At 42.6% G+C, this 15,265-nt stretch carries 19 protein-coding genes and 2 pseudogenes; 18 read left to right on the top strand and 3 right to left on the bottom strand.

The features are described from left to right. The first annotated feature begins 95 nt into the window (after window positions 1-95). The 16 genes and pseudogenes from LI074_RS07690 (at window position 96) to LI074_RS07620 (ending at window position 9,562) form a co-directional block, all read left to right on the top strand. Window positions 96-362 carry a hypothetical protein gene (locus LI074_RS07690; protein WP_173698033.1) on the top strand — a complete coding sequence of 89 codons (267 nt, stop codon included), beginning with the start codon at window positions 96-98 and terminating at the stop codon, window positions 360-362. A 180-nt stretch (window positions 363-542) separates the two neighbouring features. After that, on the top strand, window positions 543-800 hold the full coding sequence (locus LI074_RS18155; RefSeq protein ID WP_431603877.1) for a hypothetical protein: 258 nt from the start codon (window positions 543-545) through the stop codon (window positions 798-800). Then, the gene (locus LI074_RS07685) at window positions 752-967 is read left to right on the top strand and encodes a DUF6664 family protein (RefSeq protein WP_243868799.1); all 216 of its coding nucleotides are present in this window, start codon (window positions 752-754) and stop codon (window positions 965-967) included. Before LI074_RS18155 ends, LI074_RS07685 begins: the two co-directional genes overlap by 49 nt. A gap of 138 nt (window positions 968-1,105) precedes the next feature. Next, the gene (locus LI074_RS07680) at window positions 1,106-1,450 is read left to right on the top strand and encodes a toll/interleukin-1 receptor domain-containing protein (protein WP_173698034.1); all 345 of its coding nucleotides are present in this window, start codon (window positions 1,106-1,108) and stop codon (window positions 1,448-1,450) included. A 25-nt stretch (window positions 1,451-1,475) separates the two neighbouring features. After that, window positions 1,476-2,108: a hypothetical protein gene (locus LI074_RS07675; RefSeq protein ID WP_173698035.1), complete on the top strand. Its 633-nt coding sequence runs from the start codon at window positions 1,476-1,478 to the stop codon at window positions 2,106-2,108. A 46-nt stretch (window positions 2,109-2,154) separates the two neighbouring features. Then, a complete protein-coding gene (locus LI074_RS07670; protein ID WP_118254387.1) occupies window positions 2,155-2,571 on the top strand; it encodes a hypothetical protein in 417 nt (138 codons plus the stop codon). Between the two features lie 15 nt (window positions 2,572-2,586). Then, the gene (locus LI074_RS07665) at window positions 2,587-3,174 is read left to right on the top strand and encodes a hypothetical protein (protein ID WP_201927464.1); all 588 of its coding nucleotides are present in this window, start codon (window positions 2,587-2,589) and stop codon (window positions 3,172-3,174) included. 35 nt (window positions 3,175-3,209) lie between these two features. Continuing rightward, window positions 3,210-3,728, top strand: a complete 519-nt coding sequence (locus LI074_RS07660; protein WP_055145188.1) for a hypothetical protein — start codon at window positions 3,210-3,212, stop codon at window positions 3,726-3,728. Window positions 3,729-3,824: 96 nt separating this feature from the next. Next, window positions 3,825-4,808: pseudogene (locus tag LI074_RS17830) on the top strand (DUF3991 domain-containing protein). 75 nt (window positions 4,809-4,883) lie between these two features. Then, window positions 4,884-5,177, top strand: a complete 294-nt coding sequence (locus LI074_RS07650) for a hypothetical protein (RefSeq protein ID WP_173698036.1) — start codon at window positions 4,884-4,886, stop codon at window positions 5,175-5,177. Window positions 5,178-5,269: 92 nt separating this feature from the next. After that, on the top strand, window positions 5,270-5,422 hold the full coding sequence (locus LI074_RS07645) for a DUF3789 domain-containing protein (protein ID WP_015522602.1): 153 nt from the start codon (window positions 5,270-5,272) through the stop codon (window positions 5,420-5,422). Continuing rightward, entirely contained in the window at window positions 5,382-5,756 is a 375-nt protein-coding gene (locus LI074_RS07640; RefSeq protein ID WP_243868798.1) for a CopG family transcriptional regulator, read from the top strand. Before LI074_RS07645 ends, LI074_RS07640 begins: the two co-directional genes overlap by 41 nt. Continuing rightward, window positions 5,660-6,784 (top strand): annotated as a pseudogene (locus tag LI074_RS07635) (recombinase zinc beta ribbon domain-containing protein); the annotation flags it as partial. The gene LI074_RS07640 and the pseudogene LI074_RS07635, both read left to right, overlap by 97 nt. Window positions 6,785-6,808: 24 nt before the next feature. Further along, the gene (locus tag LI074_RS07630) at window positions 6,809-7,057 is read left to right on the top strand and encodes a DUF6061 family protein (protein ID WP_118592674.1); all 249 of its coding nucleotides are present in this window, start codon (window positions 6,809-6,811) and stop codon (window positions 7,055-7,057) included. Window positions 7,058-7,190: 133 nt separating this feature from the next. Continuing rightward, on the top strand, window positions 7,191-7,562 hold the full coding sequence (locus LI074_RS07625) for a BlaI/MecI/CopY family transcriptional regulator (protein WP_007488105.1): 372 nt from the start codon (window positions 7,191-7,193) through the stop codon (window positions 7,560-7,562). After that, the gene (locus LI074_RS07620) at window positions 7,559-9,562 is read left to right on the top strand and encodes an Antirepressor regulating drug resistance, predicted signal transduction N-terminal membrane component (RefSeq protein WP_015566111.1); all 2,004 of its coding nucleotides are present in this window, start codon (window positions 7,559-7,561) and stop codon (window positions 9,560-9,562) included. The genes LI074_RS07625 and LI074_RS07620 overlap by 4 nt, the downstream gene beginning before the upstream one ends. A gap of 94 nt (window positions 9,563-9,656) precedes the next feature. Here the strand turns inward: LI074_RS07620 and LI074_RS07615 are convergent, their stop codons facing one another. From LI074_RS07615 to LI074_RS07605, 3 genes are all read right to left on the bottom strand, one after another. Next, window positions 9,657-10,832, bottom strand: a complete 1,176-nt coding sequence (locus LI074_RS07615) for a hypothetical protein (RefSeq protein ID WP_015566112.1) — start codon at window positions 10,830-10,832, stop codon at window positions 9,657-9,659. Window positions 10,833-10,896: 64 nt separating this feature from the next. Continuing rightward, window positions 10,897-11,841 (bottom strand): DUF3658 domain-containing protein, encoded by a 945-nt coding sequence (locus LI074_RS07610; protein ID WP_085531204.1) that lies wholly within the window; start codon window positions 11,839-11,841, stop codon window positions 10,897-10,899. 25 nt (window positions 11,842-11,866) lie between these two features. Beyond that, complete coding sequence (locus LI074_RS07605; protein ID WP_085531207.1) at window positions 11,867-12,970, bottom strand: DUF6076 domain-containing protein; 1,104 nt, start codon at window positions 12,968-12,970, stop codon at window positions 11,867-11,869. Between the two features lie 222 nt (window positions 12,971-13,192). Between LI074_RS07605 and LI074_RS07600 the strand changes: the two genes are divergently transcribed. Next, window positions 13,193-13,813: a CHC2 zinc finger domain-containing protein gene (locus LI074_RS07600; RefSeq protein ID WP_118592675.1), complete on the top strand. Its 621-nt coding sequence runs from the start codon at window positions 13,193-13,195 to the stop codon at window positions 13,811-13,813. Continuing rightward, window positions 13,788-15,161 carry a DNA primase family protein gene (locus LI074_RS07595; RefSeq protein ID WP_015566116.1) on the top strand — a complete coding sequence of 458 codons (1,374 nt, stop codon included), beginning with the start codon at window positions 13,788-13,790 and terminating at the stop codon, window positions 15,159-15,161. Before LI074_RS07600 ends, LI074_RS07595 begins: the two co-directional genes overlap by 26 nt. Window positions 15,162-15,265: the final 104 nt, after the last annotated feature.

Raw genomic sequence — 15,265 nt, 5'->3', positions numbered from 1 at the left:
TCATAGTTTTATAAATACTTACGATTTCTGCTTTTTGCTAAAGTTAATGACATTGTGAATATATATCTATTTTGGGGGCGGGACTGGTTCCTAAAATGCCAGGAACAGGTGAGGGAATCATTGAACAGGATATTGATGAAAAATATATCTATAATTATCTGCACTTTCCAGAGAATAATATAATCTTGCAGGATTACTATCTGTCTGGTGAAAGTTTTATAAAAGAGTTAATAGACTTTTGCTTTGAACAAATTGATAGAAATATGAATTATAAAATTATTGATAAGTATTTTTATCTTCAGAGATTTGCTCAGAATAAATTAGAAAATTTGCTAATGTCATCTGATTGTGATTTGCAATGAAAATGATTAAGTAATTATCCTCTTTGAACGCATCATCACATTTTTATGGATTGGTAATTATATTACCTAGTAGATGTGTATAATGTGATTTGTTGTATCGTAAATCCAAGAATTGTGAAGTTATAGTTTTGACAGTCCTTTTTACTATTATACAATGAAGCCAAAGAGGGGGTGCTATTTATGAGAGAACAGAAATATCATATATATTTGGATAGCCACGAAAGAAAACTTTTGATACATAGCCTTGTAGAGTTAAAAAATCAGCTCATACAGCAAGGCAGATATACGGATTGTGTTGACGAGCTTATTTTTAAGGTCATAAATGCACCGACCAAGAGAATGAAAATTGAATCTCTCATCTTTCTAAAGAGAACGAGGAATACAAAGCCTTGCAGGATAAGATTGAGAGCCTGTATCAGCAATATCCGAAAGTATTAGAAGTGTTTGATACAGAGCAGGCGGCGGAGCTTACCAAAGAAGAATGTGCAGCTCTGATTAAAATAATGGAGCTGACAAATCAGCTTACGGATATGGAATTGCAGTCGATTTACTTCCGTGGCTGTTATGACAGCGTTGGGTATCTCAAAAAAGCAGGGATTTTGTAACGGACTGACCGAGAAAAAGGCGGCGTTGGCGTGAAGCTGATGCCGCTTTTACATAGTTGTCACCGTTGGTAAAAATATACAAGATTTTGTGCTATAATAAAGATGCCTTATAAAGAAAATTTAGAGAAAGGTGATTATATGAATATTTTTATATCATATTCGCATATAGACAAGGAATTTGCCCTTAAACTGTCATCAGCGTTAGAAGCCGATGGCTACGATGTATTTATTGACAACAAAATTCCCATTGGAAACAACATATACAAAGATATTGGCAAAGGAATTGCGAAGGCTGATGCGGTAATTGTTGTGATTTCAAAAAATTCTAATGGAAGCCACTTTGTGGCGAATGAAACTATATCCATGTTGTCATTTTTAGACAAAGGGAGAATACCGTTAGTTATACCTGTAGTTTTAGGAAAGGATACCCCTTTACCAGCAGACCTAAATAGGTTTAATTATATTGTTTGTTATTCCATATGAGAGTAAAGAGGACAATAGTAACGATTTGTCAATAGAATATGGTGTGCATGGACAAAAAGTAAGGTTAGACAAGTCATTAGAGAAAGATGCTATTGAAAAAATAAGACTAATTCTTGCGGCACATGATGAGAAAATAAAGCGGGGTGAAGAAGAACGAAGAAAATCCGAGGAAAAAGTAAAGACGGGCTTATCAAAGTACATAGAGGATGTTTTTACTAATTTGAAAGAAAGCGAAAAAAGAAATAAAAAATTTGCCTTCTGGCTATATTTAGTTTCGATTGTTTCTTTGATTGCTACGATTGTCATTGCCGTTATTTTTGTCGCAAATAGAGATTGGCAAACAGAAAATATTGGATATATGATAGCATATGGCGTTACTTGCTTGTTCATTATTATCATATTGATTTCATTATCTAAATTACTATTTACACTTGCTAAGTCCTTTATGGTTGAAGCGATAAGATGCTCAGATAGGATACACGCTATTTCTTTTGGTAAATTCTTTTTGGATGCATATGGAGCAGAAGCATCTCGTGAAGAAGTACTGAAAGCATTTAGTTCTTGGAATATAGATAATGGTAGTACATCGTTTAGAAATCAATCTGGGGAAGATTATGACCCTAAAATAGCTGATATTATAAATATTTTGAAAAAATAAAACAAGTCCAGTGAAATAATAAGAAACATATTGTGGAGGTGATAAATTGAATACGGCAATATTGGAAGTGCTTATATCAGTTATTTCATCATTTTTAGGAGTAAACTTAAAAGACATAAAGGCAAGCCTAAACAAAGAGAACTTAAAGACATCAGAAGATAATGTAATAAGTGTAAGCATTGATTCTGTTAGCAAGAATCTGCAAGATTCTAAAGAAATTATTGAAAATGCACTACTTGAAATTGAGAAACAAAAAAAGTTGTTTGAACAGATGAAACAGGAAGCAGAAATTAGCCAACAAATAACAACCATGAATCAAGAACAAGTGAATGCCTTAAATACTCTTCTGGAAAACACATTAAATAAGCAGGAAAAAAAGACTTTTCCCAAAACACTTTTATGGAATCTATTTTTCTGTTTACTTAGTGCCATATTAGGATATATATTAGGAAAATTGTTGTAAGGAAAGGAGAGAAAAATGGATAACAGAATTACTATTATATTAGAATTGCTTTCTGCAGGCGTAATAGCATCCTTAGTTGCAGGTATCTTTTCCTTAGTTATTGCATTTAAGAATAATAAGCGTTTAGTAGAGCTCGAAAAAAGCAAGCAAAAATTTACTGTAAATCAAGAACGATATAAAGGATTGAGAGAGGCTTATGCCGAATTGCTTAATGTATTACCAGAGGAAAAACTTTTAGGGCATATTATTATAAATTTACCTTCTCAAAAAAATTTTCAAGAAAATGGACTTTCAGAAGCCTATGAAGCAGCAGATATGAATATGAAAATTATGTATTCACATTTTCAAAAGCATGGTTATTTGCTTTCGGATGATGAACAGAAAGAGATTATTAAATTGATTGATGTGATTGACACTATTACAAAAAGTATTATTGATATTAGTTTGGGCTTGCAAGTGTATGATGTTGGGAATGAAGAAAATGAAGATGCTTCGGTAGATAAAGTTCACAAAAAAATTTTGGAAAGAATATTAAAAGTAACCGAGTTTGAAGAAACATATTACAATTTATTTAAAAACAATTTGAGTAAGCTTTCAAAATAAAAAACACAGATTTTAAGTTGCAAGGAGAAGCAATAATGGAGTTAAATGAATTCTTTACTACAGTTATTCTTACAGCAGCAGTATTTGCTGCACTTGTTACATCAATAGCCAATATAATTATTTCGCTGATGAATAATTGGCGACTAAAAAAAATAGAAAAACAAAAGCAAATGAATGAAATTGATAAGTATAGATATAGTAGACTATATGAATTAATATTGAATTGGCATAAATATGATTCTGCCCAAAGAGGGGATACTGCCGAAGAAATAGCTTTTTATAGATTGCTTAATTTGTTTATGGACGATTCTGGGCGTTATGAAATAGCAAAACCTTTGTTAGACAAATGCTATATTGAAGAATTAGAGGTAAAAAAAACAGAAGGCGAAAAATTACTGAATGACTTAGTTGGAGCTGAATTACCAGATGGAACACACTCAGAGGAGTTTCCTGCCATTAAACAAAGGTATTTTGACATTGCAAAAGAGTTTTCAAAAATGTTGAAAACGGTAATCAACTGTCAACTTGAGGAGTTATTATGTAAGAGCAATTAAGACAAATTTGAAAAAGATACTTATTTACATAGCCGAGAGGTTTTCTTAATGGAAAATCCCTCGGCTTTTTCTATTTCAGGAGGTGATTTTATTTGAATGAGAAGTAACCGACCCTATGTGCAGATTGATCCTTCCGTGATTGAGCAGGCACGGCAGATGGACTTGCTTTCCTACTTGCAGAGGTATGAGCCGAGCACCCTAAAGCGTGTGGCGGGCAATGTCTACTGCACGAAAGAACACGACAGCTTAAAGATTTCCAACGGCAAATGGTATTGGTGGTCGAGAGGTTTCGGCGGCTATTCTGCCCTCGATTATCTCATCAAGGTCAAGGAATATGACTTTGTAGAAGCCGTGGAAATTCTCACGGGACAGACGATGGCGGACTGGAAGCCACCCCCTGCTCCCAAGAAAGATAAACCGAAAGTCCTGCTCCTGCCGCCCAAAAATAAGGATTGTAACAGAGTGATACAGTATCTTTTCGGGCGTGGTATTGACTATCAGCTCATACAGGAGTGTATCTCAGACGGCACGCTTTATGAGAGTGCCGATTATCACAATGCTGTTTTTATCGGCAAAGACGAAGGCGGAACACCGAAATATGCCGCCCTGTGAAGCACTATCGGCAGCACTTTCAAGCAGGACGCATCGGGCAGCGACAAGCGGTATTCGTTCCGACTTCTGGCAAGAGAGCCTGCGGATACCGTGCATTTATTTGAAGCCGCCATTGATTTGCTGTCCTATGCCACTTATCTGAAATGCGAGGGCAAGGACTACAAATCGGAAAGTCTGCTTTCTCTTTCGGGTGTGTATCAGCCAAAGAAAGAGATGAAGGACAGCAAAATTCCCATAGCCCTCACAACTTTTTTGAGTGCCAATCCACAAATTAAGACCATTGTTCTGCATCTGGATAATGACAAGGTAGGCAGGCTTTGTACCGCTACTTTGAAGGAACTGTTGCAGAAAGACTACAAAATCGTTGATAATCCACCGCCTGTCGGCAAGGACTTCAACGATTTTTTGTTGTCCTATCTGGAAATTGCAAGACCTATGCCTAAGCGTGAAAGGAGTGATGCCCGTTGATTGTGTAACGCTTTTTTGCTCCGAGAACAACCGAAAATAAATCAAATTTTATTACTGAAAGCGAGGAATGAACCATTGAAAAAGTATGATGTAACCCTTACTGCCCATTACCGAAAGACCGTTTCCGTCTGTGCGGAAAGCCCTGAACAGGCAAAGGAAAAGACAAAAATTATCCTGTTCGATACCGACCTTATCAACTTTACCGATGCTGATTTTGTCTGCGGCGAAGCCGATATTACCGAGCAGAGCGAGGACGGTCTTGACGGTGCGGGCGAGAATACACTACAGGAAAATGAGGATTGTTCGGACTGTCCGTACTTCTGCCCCGTGTGCGGTGAGTGTATGTATGAGGAGGACTGCGAAGAATGAGATGTCTTACCAAGCACTGAATTTGGTTAGCCAAATTCGCTTGTTAGGGGGGCAGCCCCTAATACCCCGTGAGAACAGAAAGGAGTTCAAGAATGAGTGAGTTCTTATTTTTCATTATCGGCACAATGCTCGGCGGTCTGTTCGGCGTTGTGTGTATGTGCTGCTTGCAGATAAACAGACTTTCCGAGAGAAAGGAAGAGGACAATGCGAAAAAGAAATGTGCAGATACTTTTCCGTCTGACTGAGGAGGAAGCCGAACACCTTAATGAGCTTGTGCGGAAATCGGGTCGCTCAAAAGAAGCCTTTTTAAGAGAAATGGTAAGGGGCTATCAGCTCTGCGAAAAGCCCGACCCAGAGTTCTATAAAATGATGCGTGAGCTGTCCGCTATTGGCAACCGTATCAATCAGCTTGCGGTTAAGGCAAACGCCCTCGGCTTTGTGGATACCCCGATGCTCCGTGAGGAGGCAAGGAAGTGGCACGAATCAGCGAGGAATTGTGGCAAAAGGTTCACGCAAAGCGTATGGCAACAGGAATTAAACAGCCATCCAAAATCGGTAAGGATAGGTCACACCTTTTGACGGGGATATTAAAGTGTCCCCTTTGTGGAAGTTCAATGTATACGAACAAACACGCTTGGATAAATAAAGACGGCACATACAAAGAGGTTTACTATTATATTTGTGGTAGAAATAAGCAGGAGCGAGGACATCATTGTGATTACAAGGCATCGCTTAGAAAAACAGACATTGAACCACTTGTAATTGAAGCTGTTAAAGAATTGGTAAGTGATAAATATTTTGCAAAAGAGATAGAAAAGCGGATTGGCGTACAGATCGATACCACTGCTATTGACAAGGAACTTGCCAATTATGAGAGCAAGCTGAAAGAAGTAGATTTGAATAAAGCCCGTCTGGAACGAGAGATTGATAATCTGCCTATTGATGCTCGTTTTAGAGAAAGAAAAATCCACGATATGACATTAAGGCTTGATGGATTGTATGATACGATTGTCGAGTTGGAAGAACGGATTGAAGATGCAAAGCTGAGAAGAAGTTCTATCGAAATGGAAGCAATCACTCTGGACAATATTTACAAGCTTATGCTGAATTTCGGAAAGCTCTATGATATAATAAGTGACGAGGAAAAGAAAAACCTTATAACTTATCTAATAAAGGAAATTCAGATATATCCTAATGGAGAGTCAGAGATGCCTTTGAAGTCGATAGAGTTTAATTTTCCGATATATCGTGATGGACAAGAGGTAAGGCGGCTCTTGTGGGAAAGAGGTAATACCGTTGAGACGGTGGTCTTGCTTTCCAAGGGAGAGATCGACTCGAAAAAGGTTCGGGTTGAGTTCTCTTTGGAAGATATGGATATGTCCGAGTTCCAAGATGGAGCAACCTATCCGCAGATCAAGGAGTATGTTTTGGAGCATACCGGGTTAAAGGTTTCCAACCTTTATATTTCTCAGATAAAGAGAAAATGCGGACTGGAAGTCGGCAAGAACTACAATCTGCCGAAGTCCGAGGATTCCAGACAGCCACAATGCCCACCGGAGAAGGAAAAAGCAATCCGAGAAGCATTCAAATATTTTGGGATGATCTAACATCCAGCAAAATGGAGGTTTCTTATGGATAGATTGATTTCTTGTGAGTTCAACATGGATAACGCCTGTGTGGAGCTGAAATTCCTTGATGGCAGCATGATTTCTATTGATACCATCGCAGTGGAGAACGAGGTTGCCGACAATATGTATCAGCGGTCAGAACTGGACTATCTGATCTACAATGATCCGATTGGATATGCTGATTTGATACTGAACGGTAATCCCGAAACCTATTTGAAAACTGTAACTGAATACAAACCGCTTGATAGCTAACCAACACTTTGCCCGTGGGAAAAATTCTGCGGGCAATTTTTTTGTATCTTTTCTGTGAACTCTATTGATTTTGGCTGTCTAATGTGGTAGACTATGTGCGAAGTCTAATGGTGTAGACAAGGAGGGCGTGAATATGGATTTTCCGAAGATTCACGAAAGTGAATATCGTTTTTGTTTGATTATGTGGGAGCATGAGCCGGTTACTGCTGTCGAGCTTGTAAAGCTGTGCCAGGATCAACTCGGATGGAAAAGGACTACGACTTATACCGTTATCAAGCGTCTTGGAGAGCGTGGTGTGCTGAAGAACGACAATGGCACTGTTACTTCTCTCGTTTCCAAAGATGAAGCCCAGGCGTGTGAGATCGATGAACTGGTTGAGAAAAAATTCGAGGGTTCTCTGCCTGCCTTTATCGCTGCTTTTACAAAGCATCAGGCTATGTCCGAAGATGAGCTTGATGAGGTACAGCGCATGATCGACCGCATCAGGAAAGGAGGTTCACAATGAACGAACTCTTTTTGAAAATTATCAACATGAGTATATCTGCAAGCTGGCTTATCCTGGCTGTGCTGATACTCAGGCTTGTTTTGAAGAAAGCTCCCAAGTGGGTCAATGTTCTGCTTTGGGGTATCGTGGCTGTCAGATTGATTTGCCCGCTCTCTTTTGAGAGCGCATTAAGCCTTATCCCAAGTTCAGAAACAATTCCGTTGGATATTGAAATGGCGGCCAAACCCACAATAGACAGCGGTGTTCCGGCGATCAATAGTGTGGTCAATCCTGTTCTATCCTCATTTGCCCCACCACAGCATGTATTGACGAGTGCAAACCCGCTTCAGATTTGGATTCCGATTTTGAATATTATCTGGTTGATTGGTGTCGGCGCCCTTCTCTTGTATACCGCAGTTAGTTATTGGCGCCTATGTCGTAAAGTGGATACCGCTGTTCGCTACAAGGGCAACATTTTCCAGAGTGAGAATGTAAGTTCTCCGTTTGTCCTGGGCATTATCAAACCGAGAATCTATCTCCCGTTCAACATGAATGGTCAGGATCTGGAGCACGTTGTTGCCCACGAACAGGCGCACATTCGCCGCAAAGACCATTGGTGGAAGCCTCTTGGTTTTCTCCTGCTGACGATTCATTGGTTCAATCCTCTCATGTGGTTGGCTTATGTTCTGCTGTGTCGTGACATTGAGCTTGCCTGCGATGAAAAAGTCATCAAGGAACTTGGCAATGAGCAGAGAGCCGATTATATGCAAGCACTTGTTGCCTGTAGTGTAAACCGCCGCATGATCGCCGCTTGTCCTCTTGCCTTTGGCGAGGTAGGTGTAAAGGAGCGCGTGAAGTCTGTGATGAATTATAAGAAGCCTGCGTTCTGGGTTATTATTATTGCAGTCATTATTTGCGTGGGCGTTGCGGCCTGCTTCCTGACGAATCCTAAACAAGACCGCTATACATTGCGAATTGTTGTTCCCGCAGGAAGTCAAGAGGAATTTGTATATACGGAGGAGGAAGTCAGCACAGTCAGAAATTCAATCAAAATATGGTCTGGTGATGGATTGGGTGATACAGAAGTTCTTTTGTTCCCCGTTAATAAAACAGCAGAAACCGGATACACAGCCACTTATCTTACGCATGGTATGTCTGTGGAATTTGATGCAGAAAATGATACGTGGTTTAAGATTGGTGTGAATATGCAGAACCCCACCAATGAGGACATTATTGTTTATGTTGAAGTAGAAAATGTAGAAGTGCGTATTGTGGACGAGATAAATTCCGTAATAGAGTGGTTTGATTACCTTGAAACCCCTGATGAAATGAAATGGGACGGTAGTCTTGAAATCAGCCTCACCGAGTTTCCAGATGTGACCTTCCGTTGGACTTACGGAGAGATGCTGGCTGTTAAGGGTAGTAAAAGCACTTCACTTTATACGGGGATGCCAATCTGGAACGCCTATTTCTGCGACCTCACTGGCGACGGTTTGCCTGAGTTGTGTTCTTCAATCAGTTGGGGCTCAGGCATGATTGACAACCGTGTCATTATCTATGACTATGCAAACGGAGTAAGCTATGAGCTGTCTGACAGAGGGTATTTTGATTTCACTCTCAGACAGGATCATCAAGATGGCCGCTTGTATGTAGATAAAACAAAATATCATACTGATGAACTGGTAGAAACCGGCCGACTGGTTTTCAAGAATCATTGCATTCAGATTGAAGGTTTTTCCAACGAAGCGCATCAGGTGTTCCAAGCTGAAATTCTGGAAATTCATAATGGCAATTATCTTGTGAAGCCTGTTGAAGGTAGCTGGGAATTGAGTAGTGCAGACCGAATTGAAGTGTCGATCAGAAATGTGCATCCATCACCGGAACCTGAAATCGGAGATGTGATCGAAATTGAATACGCTGGTGAAATCCTTGAAACCTATCCTGCACAAATTGCAGATGTTTATGGTATCAAGGTTATTGAGAAAAACAAAGGCTTTACCCATCTGGCAAACGATGATTAGAAAATCACAAATATCGAATAATTAGTTTCAAGCAGATAAACCGCTGCAATTCTCATTCCAAAGGGGGGATGAATGTTGTAGCGGTTTTTTCTTTTTATGGTTCAAATGCCAGCATTGTTTTCGTTGGCAGTTTCTCGTTTTCACAGTTCAGAAGATACGCTATCACCTTGTTCGCAAAGCGATTTGTTTTCATGGTATCCCAATCAGCAAGCCGGATGATCTCTGCTGTGCCGTTCTCAAAATCCAATGATATTTCGCCCCATTCGCCGTCGCAGTCTGCTTGGTATTCGTAGATTGCGGCGGCGATTTTCTTTTTGCGCTTAGTTTTGGATTTCTGTTTTAACCGGACAGCATGGATTGCATCCTCGGCAACCAGAAGTTCCGTCAGTTTGTCTACTGCTTTCCGATAGGCTCGTTCTGCACCGCTGGCTGTGCTGCCCTCAAACATAACCGCCAGTTCTTCAAAGGTGGGGCGGTCTTTCCATGAGCCGACACGCCCACAGGTCATGCAGATCGCAAGACGCTTTTCAAGCAAGGTCTGTTCCCGGTAATTCAGTTTCTCAAATGCCCGCTGCACCTTTTCTGCTTGTATGCCGTTCCAGAGGATGTCGGTATAGTTCCAGCTATCGTCAAGGGCAACATCTTCGCCTGTTTCCTCGCCATCCTCGTCTGTTACATAGAACAGTTGCTGATTGCGGATGCCACGGACAACTTTCAGATATTCTTCCGCAAGGGCAAGCTCGCAGTTGTACTTCTTGGAAAACTCGCTGACCGCATCCTTGGTGTTATGGTACAGCCATGCCATTGACCGCACCATTTTGTAATTGGTCAAAGAGGACACCGACCATTTTTCTTCGCCCATGCGGAAACGGAGCATAGCATCCCGGATAAACGGGAAAATGTAGGTAGCATACTCTGCACCCTTGGCAGGATCATAGTCCATCAGCTTTTGGAGCATTTGCTCCCGACAGGAGAGCTTTATATCTATAAAACGGTCTGTGTCATACAAATCGCCGCCATCCACGCCGAGAAAGAATTTGATGCGCTTGTTGAGCTGCGGTTCGTAGTGGTGCAGGAAGAACGAAAAATAAAGCAAATTCTTTTCCTGCAAGGCAGACAGAATATGTTCATTTGGATTGCTAACCGCTGGCGGTTCCGGCTCCAGTTGGAAGATGCGCTCTGCCACATAGGGAATGATGCCATCACCGTATGGATTGACAGCGTGTTTCGGTATGTATCCGGTCATATTCCATGTAAAATCATTCAGCATAGCGCACCTCCTTCCAGTTTAGTAATACTCATAAATATCCCGTGGTCAACTAATGGGTTATTTATTACTTTATTTTCTTTAACATACGGTGATAAATAGGTGCATTTGGTGCAGGAGTTGTGATTGGGACCAGAAGTCCCTCTTTGATAAATTGTTCCACACGCAAAGCAATCCACCCATCACCGATCCCTAATGGATTCTTTCCAAGAACCTGTCCAACAAGCACGCTTTCCTTAAACTCGTCGTCCAGTGTATCCAATTCTCGAAGAATAAATGTATCATACAGAGTTTCTGATACGCTGACCAGTTTGCCGTTTATAACAGCACGAAGAGGAGAATTTTCCTGTTGGAGTTCTCTCCAGCGGTTAGCCAAACTACGAAGGTAATTTGTTGGCAACTTCTTTCCAAGAGATGCCATCCGTCCCAAGTGATAAGGTTCAACTTCTCCCCAACCGTTATACTGGACAATGCATCCATCTGGTCTTGTTTCCCACATTGGAAGCTCCACAATGGTAACATCCAATTTTTCAAAGCCGATTGGTCGTAGTTGTTCCAGAAGCCAATACAATCCGCACACATCATCTGGTTCTCGTCCGACCCAAACACGAATCGGCTCTCCGTTTTGTGCTTTTTCCAGTAGCGTAGCATAGTTCTTTCGGGATGTATTGAGAAGTTCAGTTACGATTTCAGATGCCATATCGGGCAGTATGCTTAGTAGCAAAGATAATGCCGACTCACGCTCCAAACAAATTCCTGCTTCGGAGATGTTGCCCACAGACAATGCCAACGGAAGATTAACTATGTCCTTACGATTTCCCTCCAACGGTATAGCATTCTCCCAACCAGAACGCTCCCGTTCTTCTGCTTGATGCTGGAACTTTTCTATTTCTTCTTTTGAAACTGTCCCATCAGAGATAATTACACTGGTTGCTCCGCCTAAAAAACCCTTATGTCCAATCGCAACCGCCATAGTCCCTGCGGCACTGTCGCTAAATACTACTTCTAACATAACGTTGCTCACCTCTTAGCTAAATTCAAATTCTTTTTAGTGCTTCTTTCTTCAAAGCCGCCTGTCCCATTTCTTTTTCATAATCGCCCTTGGCATAAGCGACATTGCTCAATGCCTGGAGCATCTTATCTTTTGCCAGCTTTTTCATGACCTCCGCAAGATCTTCATCCAGAGTACCACGCTTTATATAGCGGTTTATGGTATTCAGCCGCTTCTCATAAATCTGTTTCAGCGGATGATCGTCCGCAAGTTCCCTCTGTTCTCGCCCTTTCAGATTGCCGATCTGCCGACAGGTGCGGTGCAGCTTGTCCCCCGGTGCATAGCCACCGCAGTATTTGGTGTGCCTTGCGTTGGTGGTCAGAAACCACTTGCCGCAGATCCGGCATTTCTTCGGTGCATGACCAACACATAAGCCCTCAAAAAGATCAGACCGGAACATCCCTACAAAGGATACATAGTGCATCCGCTTGACCAGCTTCGCAACTTTTTCGCCGGGACGGATGACGGATACATACTGAACGGAATTGTTCAGGGTAGACATCCAGGCATTGCCTTCCGTGATGGAAAACTCCGGCGGGAAATAGCTGCCGAACATTTTTGCAAAACCCTCTGCGGTGCGGTCTGCTTCGTTGCCGTCTGTTTTTTCTGCAAAATCAAGCATGGCCGTTTGGTATTCCCCAAGGGAGTATGCCAGATGCCCGAAAACTGCGGTATAGCGTTGGAGCATCATCGCATCGGTAAAGTTCTGGATTTCTTCAAATTGCAAAGAATTGGTTGCGGCTTTTATGGCAAACTCCACATATTTCAGCGCATTGTCCACAGTAAAGACTTTTTCAATCCGTTCTCTGTGCTTTGAGATATTCATATAGGAGAACGGCGGTGTTTGACTGAGAATATCAAGCATCGTCAGAGCAGCTTCCTTTGCAATAGGACAGAGTGCAGAAGCATCCTGTCCGGCGTTTAATATTCCAAGCAGCAGATTGATTTTCTCGCATTGCTCGTTTATTTTTGCAATGGTATTCACAGGAACATTCAGTGCATCACAGGCAAGCGTACCGACAGGAAATGTTTTGCTCTCATATATGACCGTATCCTGCCAGAAATCCAATGTCATCAATTCTTGATTCATGCTTGCCCTCCTGTCCTGTTTTTTCATTTTTCTAATTATATCATGTAAATGTAAAGAAATCTACGCCCTCAGATAAGTTGTCCTGTTTTTTGAAACAGGATTGTCCTGTCATTAGCCTGTTTTTTGAAAAATCCGTCATAACCATAATAGAAGGAGCGAAGCACCTGCCAATCACGGCGGGTGCTTCGTGCTTTCCAGAATATTATGAACGGAGGGTTTTCTATGACAATCTATGAAACCATCAAGGCGGCAATCAGCGTCAAGCAAGCCGCCGAACACTACGGGCTGAAAGTGAGCCACAACGGCATGGCTTGCTGCCCGTTCCACAACGACAGGCATCCGAGCTTGAAGCTGAATGAGGACTATTTTTTCTGCTTCGGCTGCGGAGCCAAGGGGGACGTAATCGACCTTGTGGCAAGGCTGTTCGATTTGAGCAGTTATGAAGCAGCGCAAAAGCTGGCTGCGGACTTTGGACTTGACCCAAAACCGCCCACTGCCGCAGCTATGGTCAAGCCGAAGCGTCCCTATATCCGTCAGTTACGGGAGGATGAAATGCTGTGTTTCCGGGTGCTGACGAATTATCTGCATCTGCTGGAAGATTGGAAAGTACGATACGCACCCAAGACACCGGAAGATGCTCTGGATGACCGTTTTGTGGAAGCCTGCCAGATGCACTGCTATATCGAATATATGGCAGATGTGCTGACGGTGGGTGATCTGGAAGAACGGGTGGCATTGGTGGACAAGCTGATGCAGGACGGCAAAATTGCTTTTCTGCAAGAGTACATCACACGAAAGAAAAAGGAGGTGGCGCACCATGGCGAAGAACCGGAAAACGCCTGATATGAATTTGCCTGTCTGGTTTGACGGGCAGAACATCAACGAAGCTCTGTTTTGTGAAGAATTTCTGCAGGAGCGCAGAATCATCTTCGCAAACGGAGCTTTTTTCACGCCCAATGGTCGAGTGACGGACGATCTCCCTCTGCGTGGGGAGATTTACGACAAGCTGAAATTCTGTGCCGTAAACAATATCCCCCGGAAGATCACCAACATTCTGGAAGTGCTGAAACTGGAAGCACAAGTGCCTGACTTTCCACCGGAACAGGATAGAATTCATTTGTCCAACGGTACGCTACTTTTGGACGGCACATTTACTGAGGGCAGACCTGCTATTGTGCGGAGCCGTCTGCCTGTTGCCTACAATCCCAACGCGCCCGCACCTGAAATCTGGCAGAACTTTCTGGATGGGCTGCTCCATGCGGAGGACATCCCCACCTTGCAGGAGTTTATCGGCTATTGCCTGATCCCCTCCAACAAGGGACAGCGCATGATGGTGATTAAAGGCAATGGCGGCGAGGGCAAATCTCAAATCGGTGCGGTGCTATCCTCTATATTCGGCACAAATATGAAAGACGGCAGTATCGGCAAAATTTCTGAAAACCGCTTTGCCCGTGCCGATCTGGAACACATTCTGCTGTGCGTGGATGATGATATGCGAATGGAAGCCCTGCGCCAGACCAACTATGTAAAATCCATCGTGACAGCACAAGGCAAGATGGATTTGGAACGTAAAGGCAAGCAGAGTTATCAGGGCTGGATGTTTGCCCGTCTTCTTGCGTTCAGTAATGGCGATCTGCAAGCTCTGTATGACCGAAGTGACGGATTTTACCGCAGACAGCTTGTGCTGACTACCAAGGAAAGGCCTGTGAACAGAGCCGACGATCCTGACCTTGCAGAGAAGATGAAGGCTGAAGCCGAGGGCATCTTTCTGTGGGCATTGGAAGGATTGCGGCGGCTTGTTGCCAGCAACTTCAAATTCACAGAGAGTGACCGTATCCGGGAAAACCGGGAAGCGGTCAAGCGTGACAACAACAATATCTTCGATTTCATGGAATCGGAGGGATACATCCGGCGCAAAGCGGATGCGTCCATCAGTTCCAAGGATTTCTATGAAATATACCGGATGTGGTGTGAGGAAAACTCCCTTGCACCGCTGAAAGCCCGTAGCTTCAGCGATGCCATGATTGCCAATGCCGGGAGATTCAATCTGGAGCATTGCAACAACATCACCAACTCTGCCGGACGGCGGGTGTGGGGCTTTATGGGCGTGGAAGCTGTGGCAAGACCTCATATAAATGGATTTTACGATGTTTCGCCGTGTACGTACGTACCGGAGGGCTGGCGGGAATGATTTTTCCAGTCGTGCTCTGTACGTATGTACGCAGCATTTACCCCCCGTTCTCTCTTGTTATAGGAAACAGCGGTTTTCAGAGCCGACCTGTTTTCGGACATCGA

This window comes from Blautia sp. MSK18_10, assembly GCF_020553185.1.
Taxonomy (GTDB): domain Bacteria; phylum Bacillota; class Clostridia; order Lachnospirales; family Lachnospiraceae; genus Blautia_A; species Blautia_A wexlerae.
This window is presented reverse-complemented; position numbering and strand designations above follow the sequence as displayed.

Coding starts and splice junctions, on each gene's coding strand:
- LI074_RS07630 (WP_118592674.1), top strand. CDS start 6,809: ATGGATAGATTGATTTCTTGTGAGTTCAACATGGATAACGCCTGTGTG.
- LI074_RS07660 (WP_055145188.1), top strand. CDS start 3,210: ATGGAGTTAAATGAATTCTTTACTACAGTTATTCTTACAGCAGCAGTA.
- LI074_RS07595 (WP_015566116.1), top strand. CDS start 13,788: ATGGCGAAGAACCGGAAAACGCCTGATATGAATTTGCCTGTCTGGTTT.
- LI074_RS07625 (WP_007488105.1), top strand. CDS start 7,191: ATGGATTTTCCGAAGATTCACGAAAGTGAATATCGTTTTTGTTTGATT.
- LI074_RS07610 (WP_085531204.1), bottom strand. CDS start 11,841: ATGTTAGAAGTAGTATTTAGCGACAGTGCCGCAGGGACTATGGCGGTT.
- LI074_RS07690 (WP_173698033.1), top strand. CDS start 96: ATGCCAGGAACAGGTGAGGGAATCATTGAACAGGATATTGATGAAAAA.
- LI074_RS18155 (WP_431603877.1), top strand. CDS start 543: ATGAGAGAACAGAAATATCATATATATTTGGATAGCCACGAAAGAAAA.
- LI074_RS07600 (WP_118592675.1), top strand. CDS start 13,193: ATGACAATCTATGAAACCATCAAGGCGGCAATCAGCGTCAAGCAAGCC.
- LI074_RS07640 (WP_243868798.1), top strand. CDS start 5,382: ATGCGAAAAAGAAATGTGCAGATACTTTTCCGTCTGACTGAGGAGGAA.
- LI074_RS07665 (WP_201927464.1), top strand. CDS start 2,587: ATGGATAACAGAATTACTATTATATTAGAATTGCTTTCTGCAGGCGTA.
- LI074_RS07605 (WP_085531207.1), bottom strand. CDS start 12,970: ATGAATCAAGAATTGATGACATTGGATTTCTGGCAGGATACGGTCATA.
- LI074_RS07620 (WP_015566111.1), top strand. CDS start 7,559: ATGAACGAACTCTTTTTGAAAATTATCAACATGAGTATATCTGCAAGC.
- LI074_RS07615 (WP_015566112.1), bottom strand. CDS start 10,832: ATGCTGAATGATTTTACATGGAATATGACCGGATACATACCGAAACAC.
- LI074_RS07645 (WP_015522602.1), top strand. CDS start 5,270: ATGAGTGAGTTCTTATTTTTCATTATCGGCACAATGCTCGGCGGTCTG.
- LI074_RS07680 (WP_173698034.1), top strand. CDS start 1,106: ATGAATATTTTTATATCATATTCGCATATAGACAAGGAATTTGCCCTT.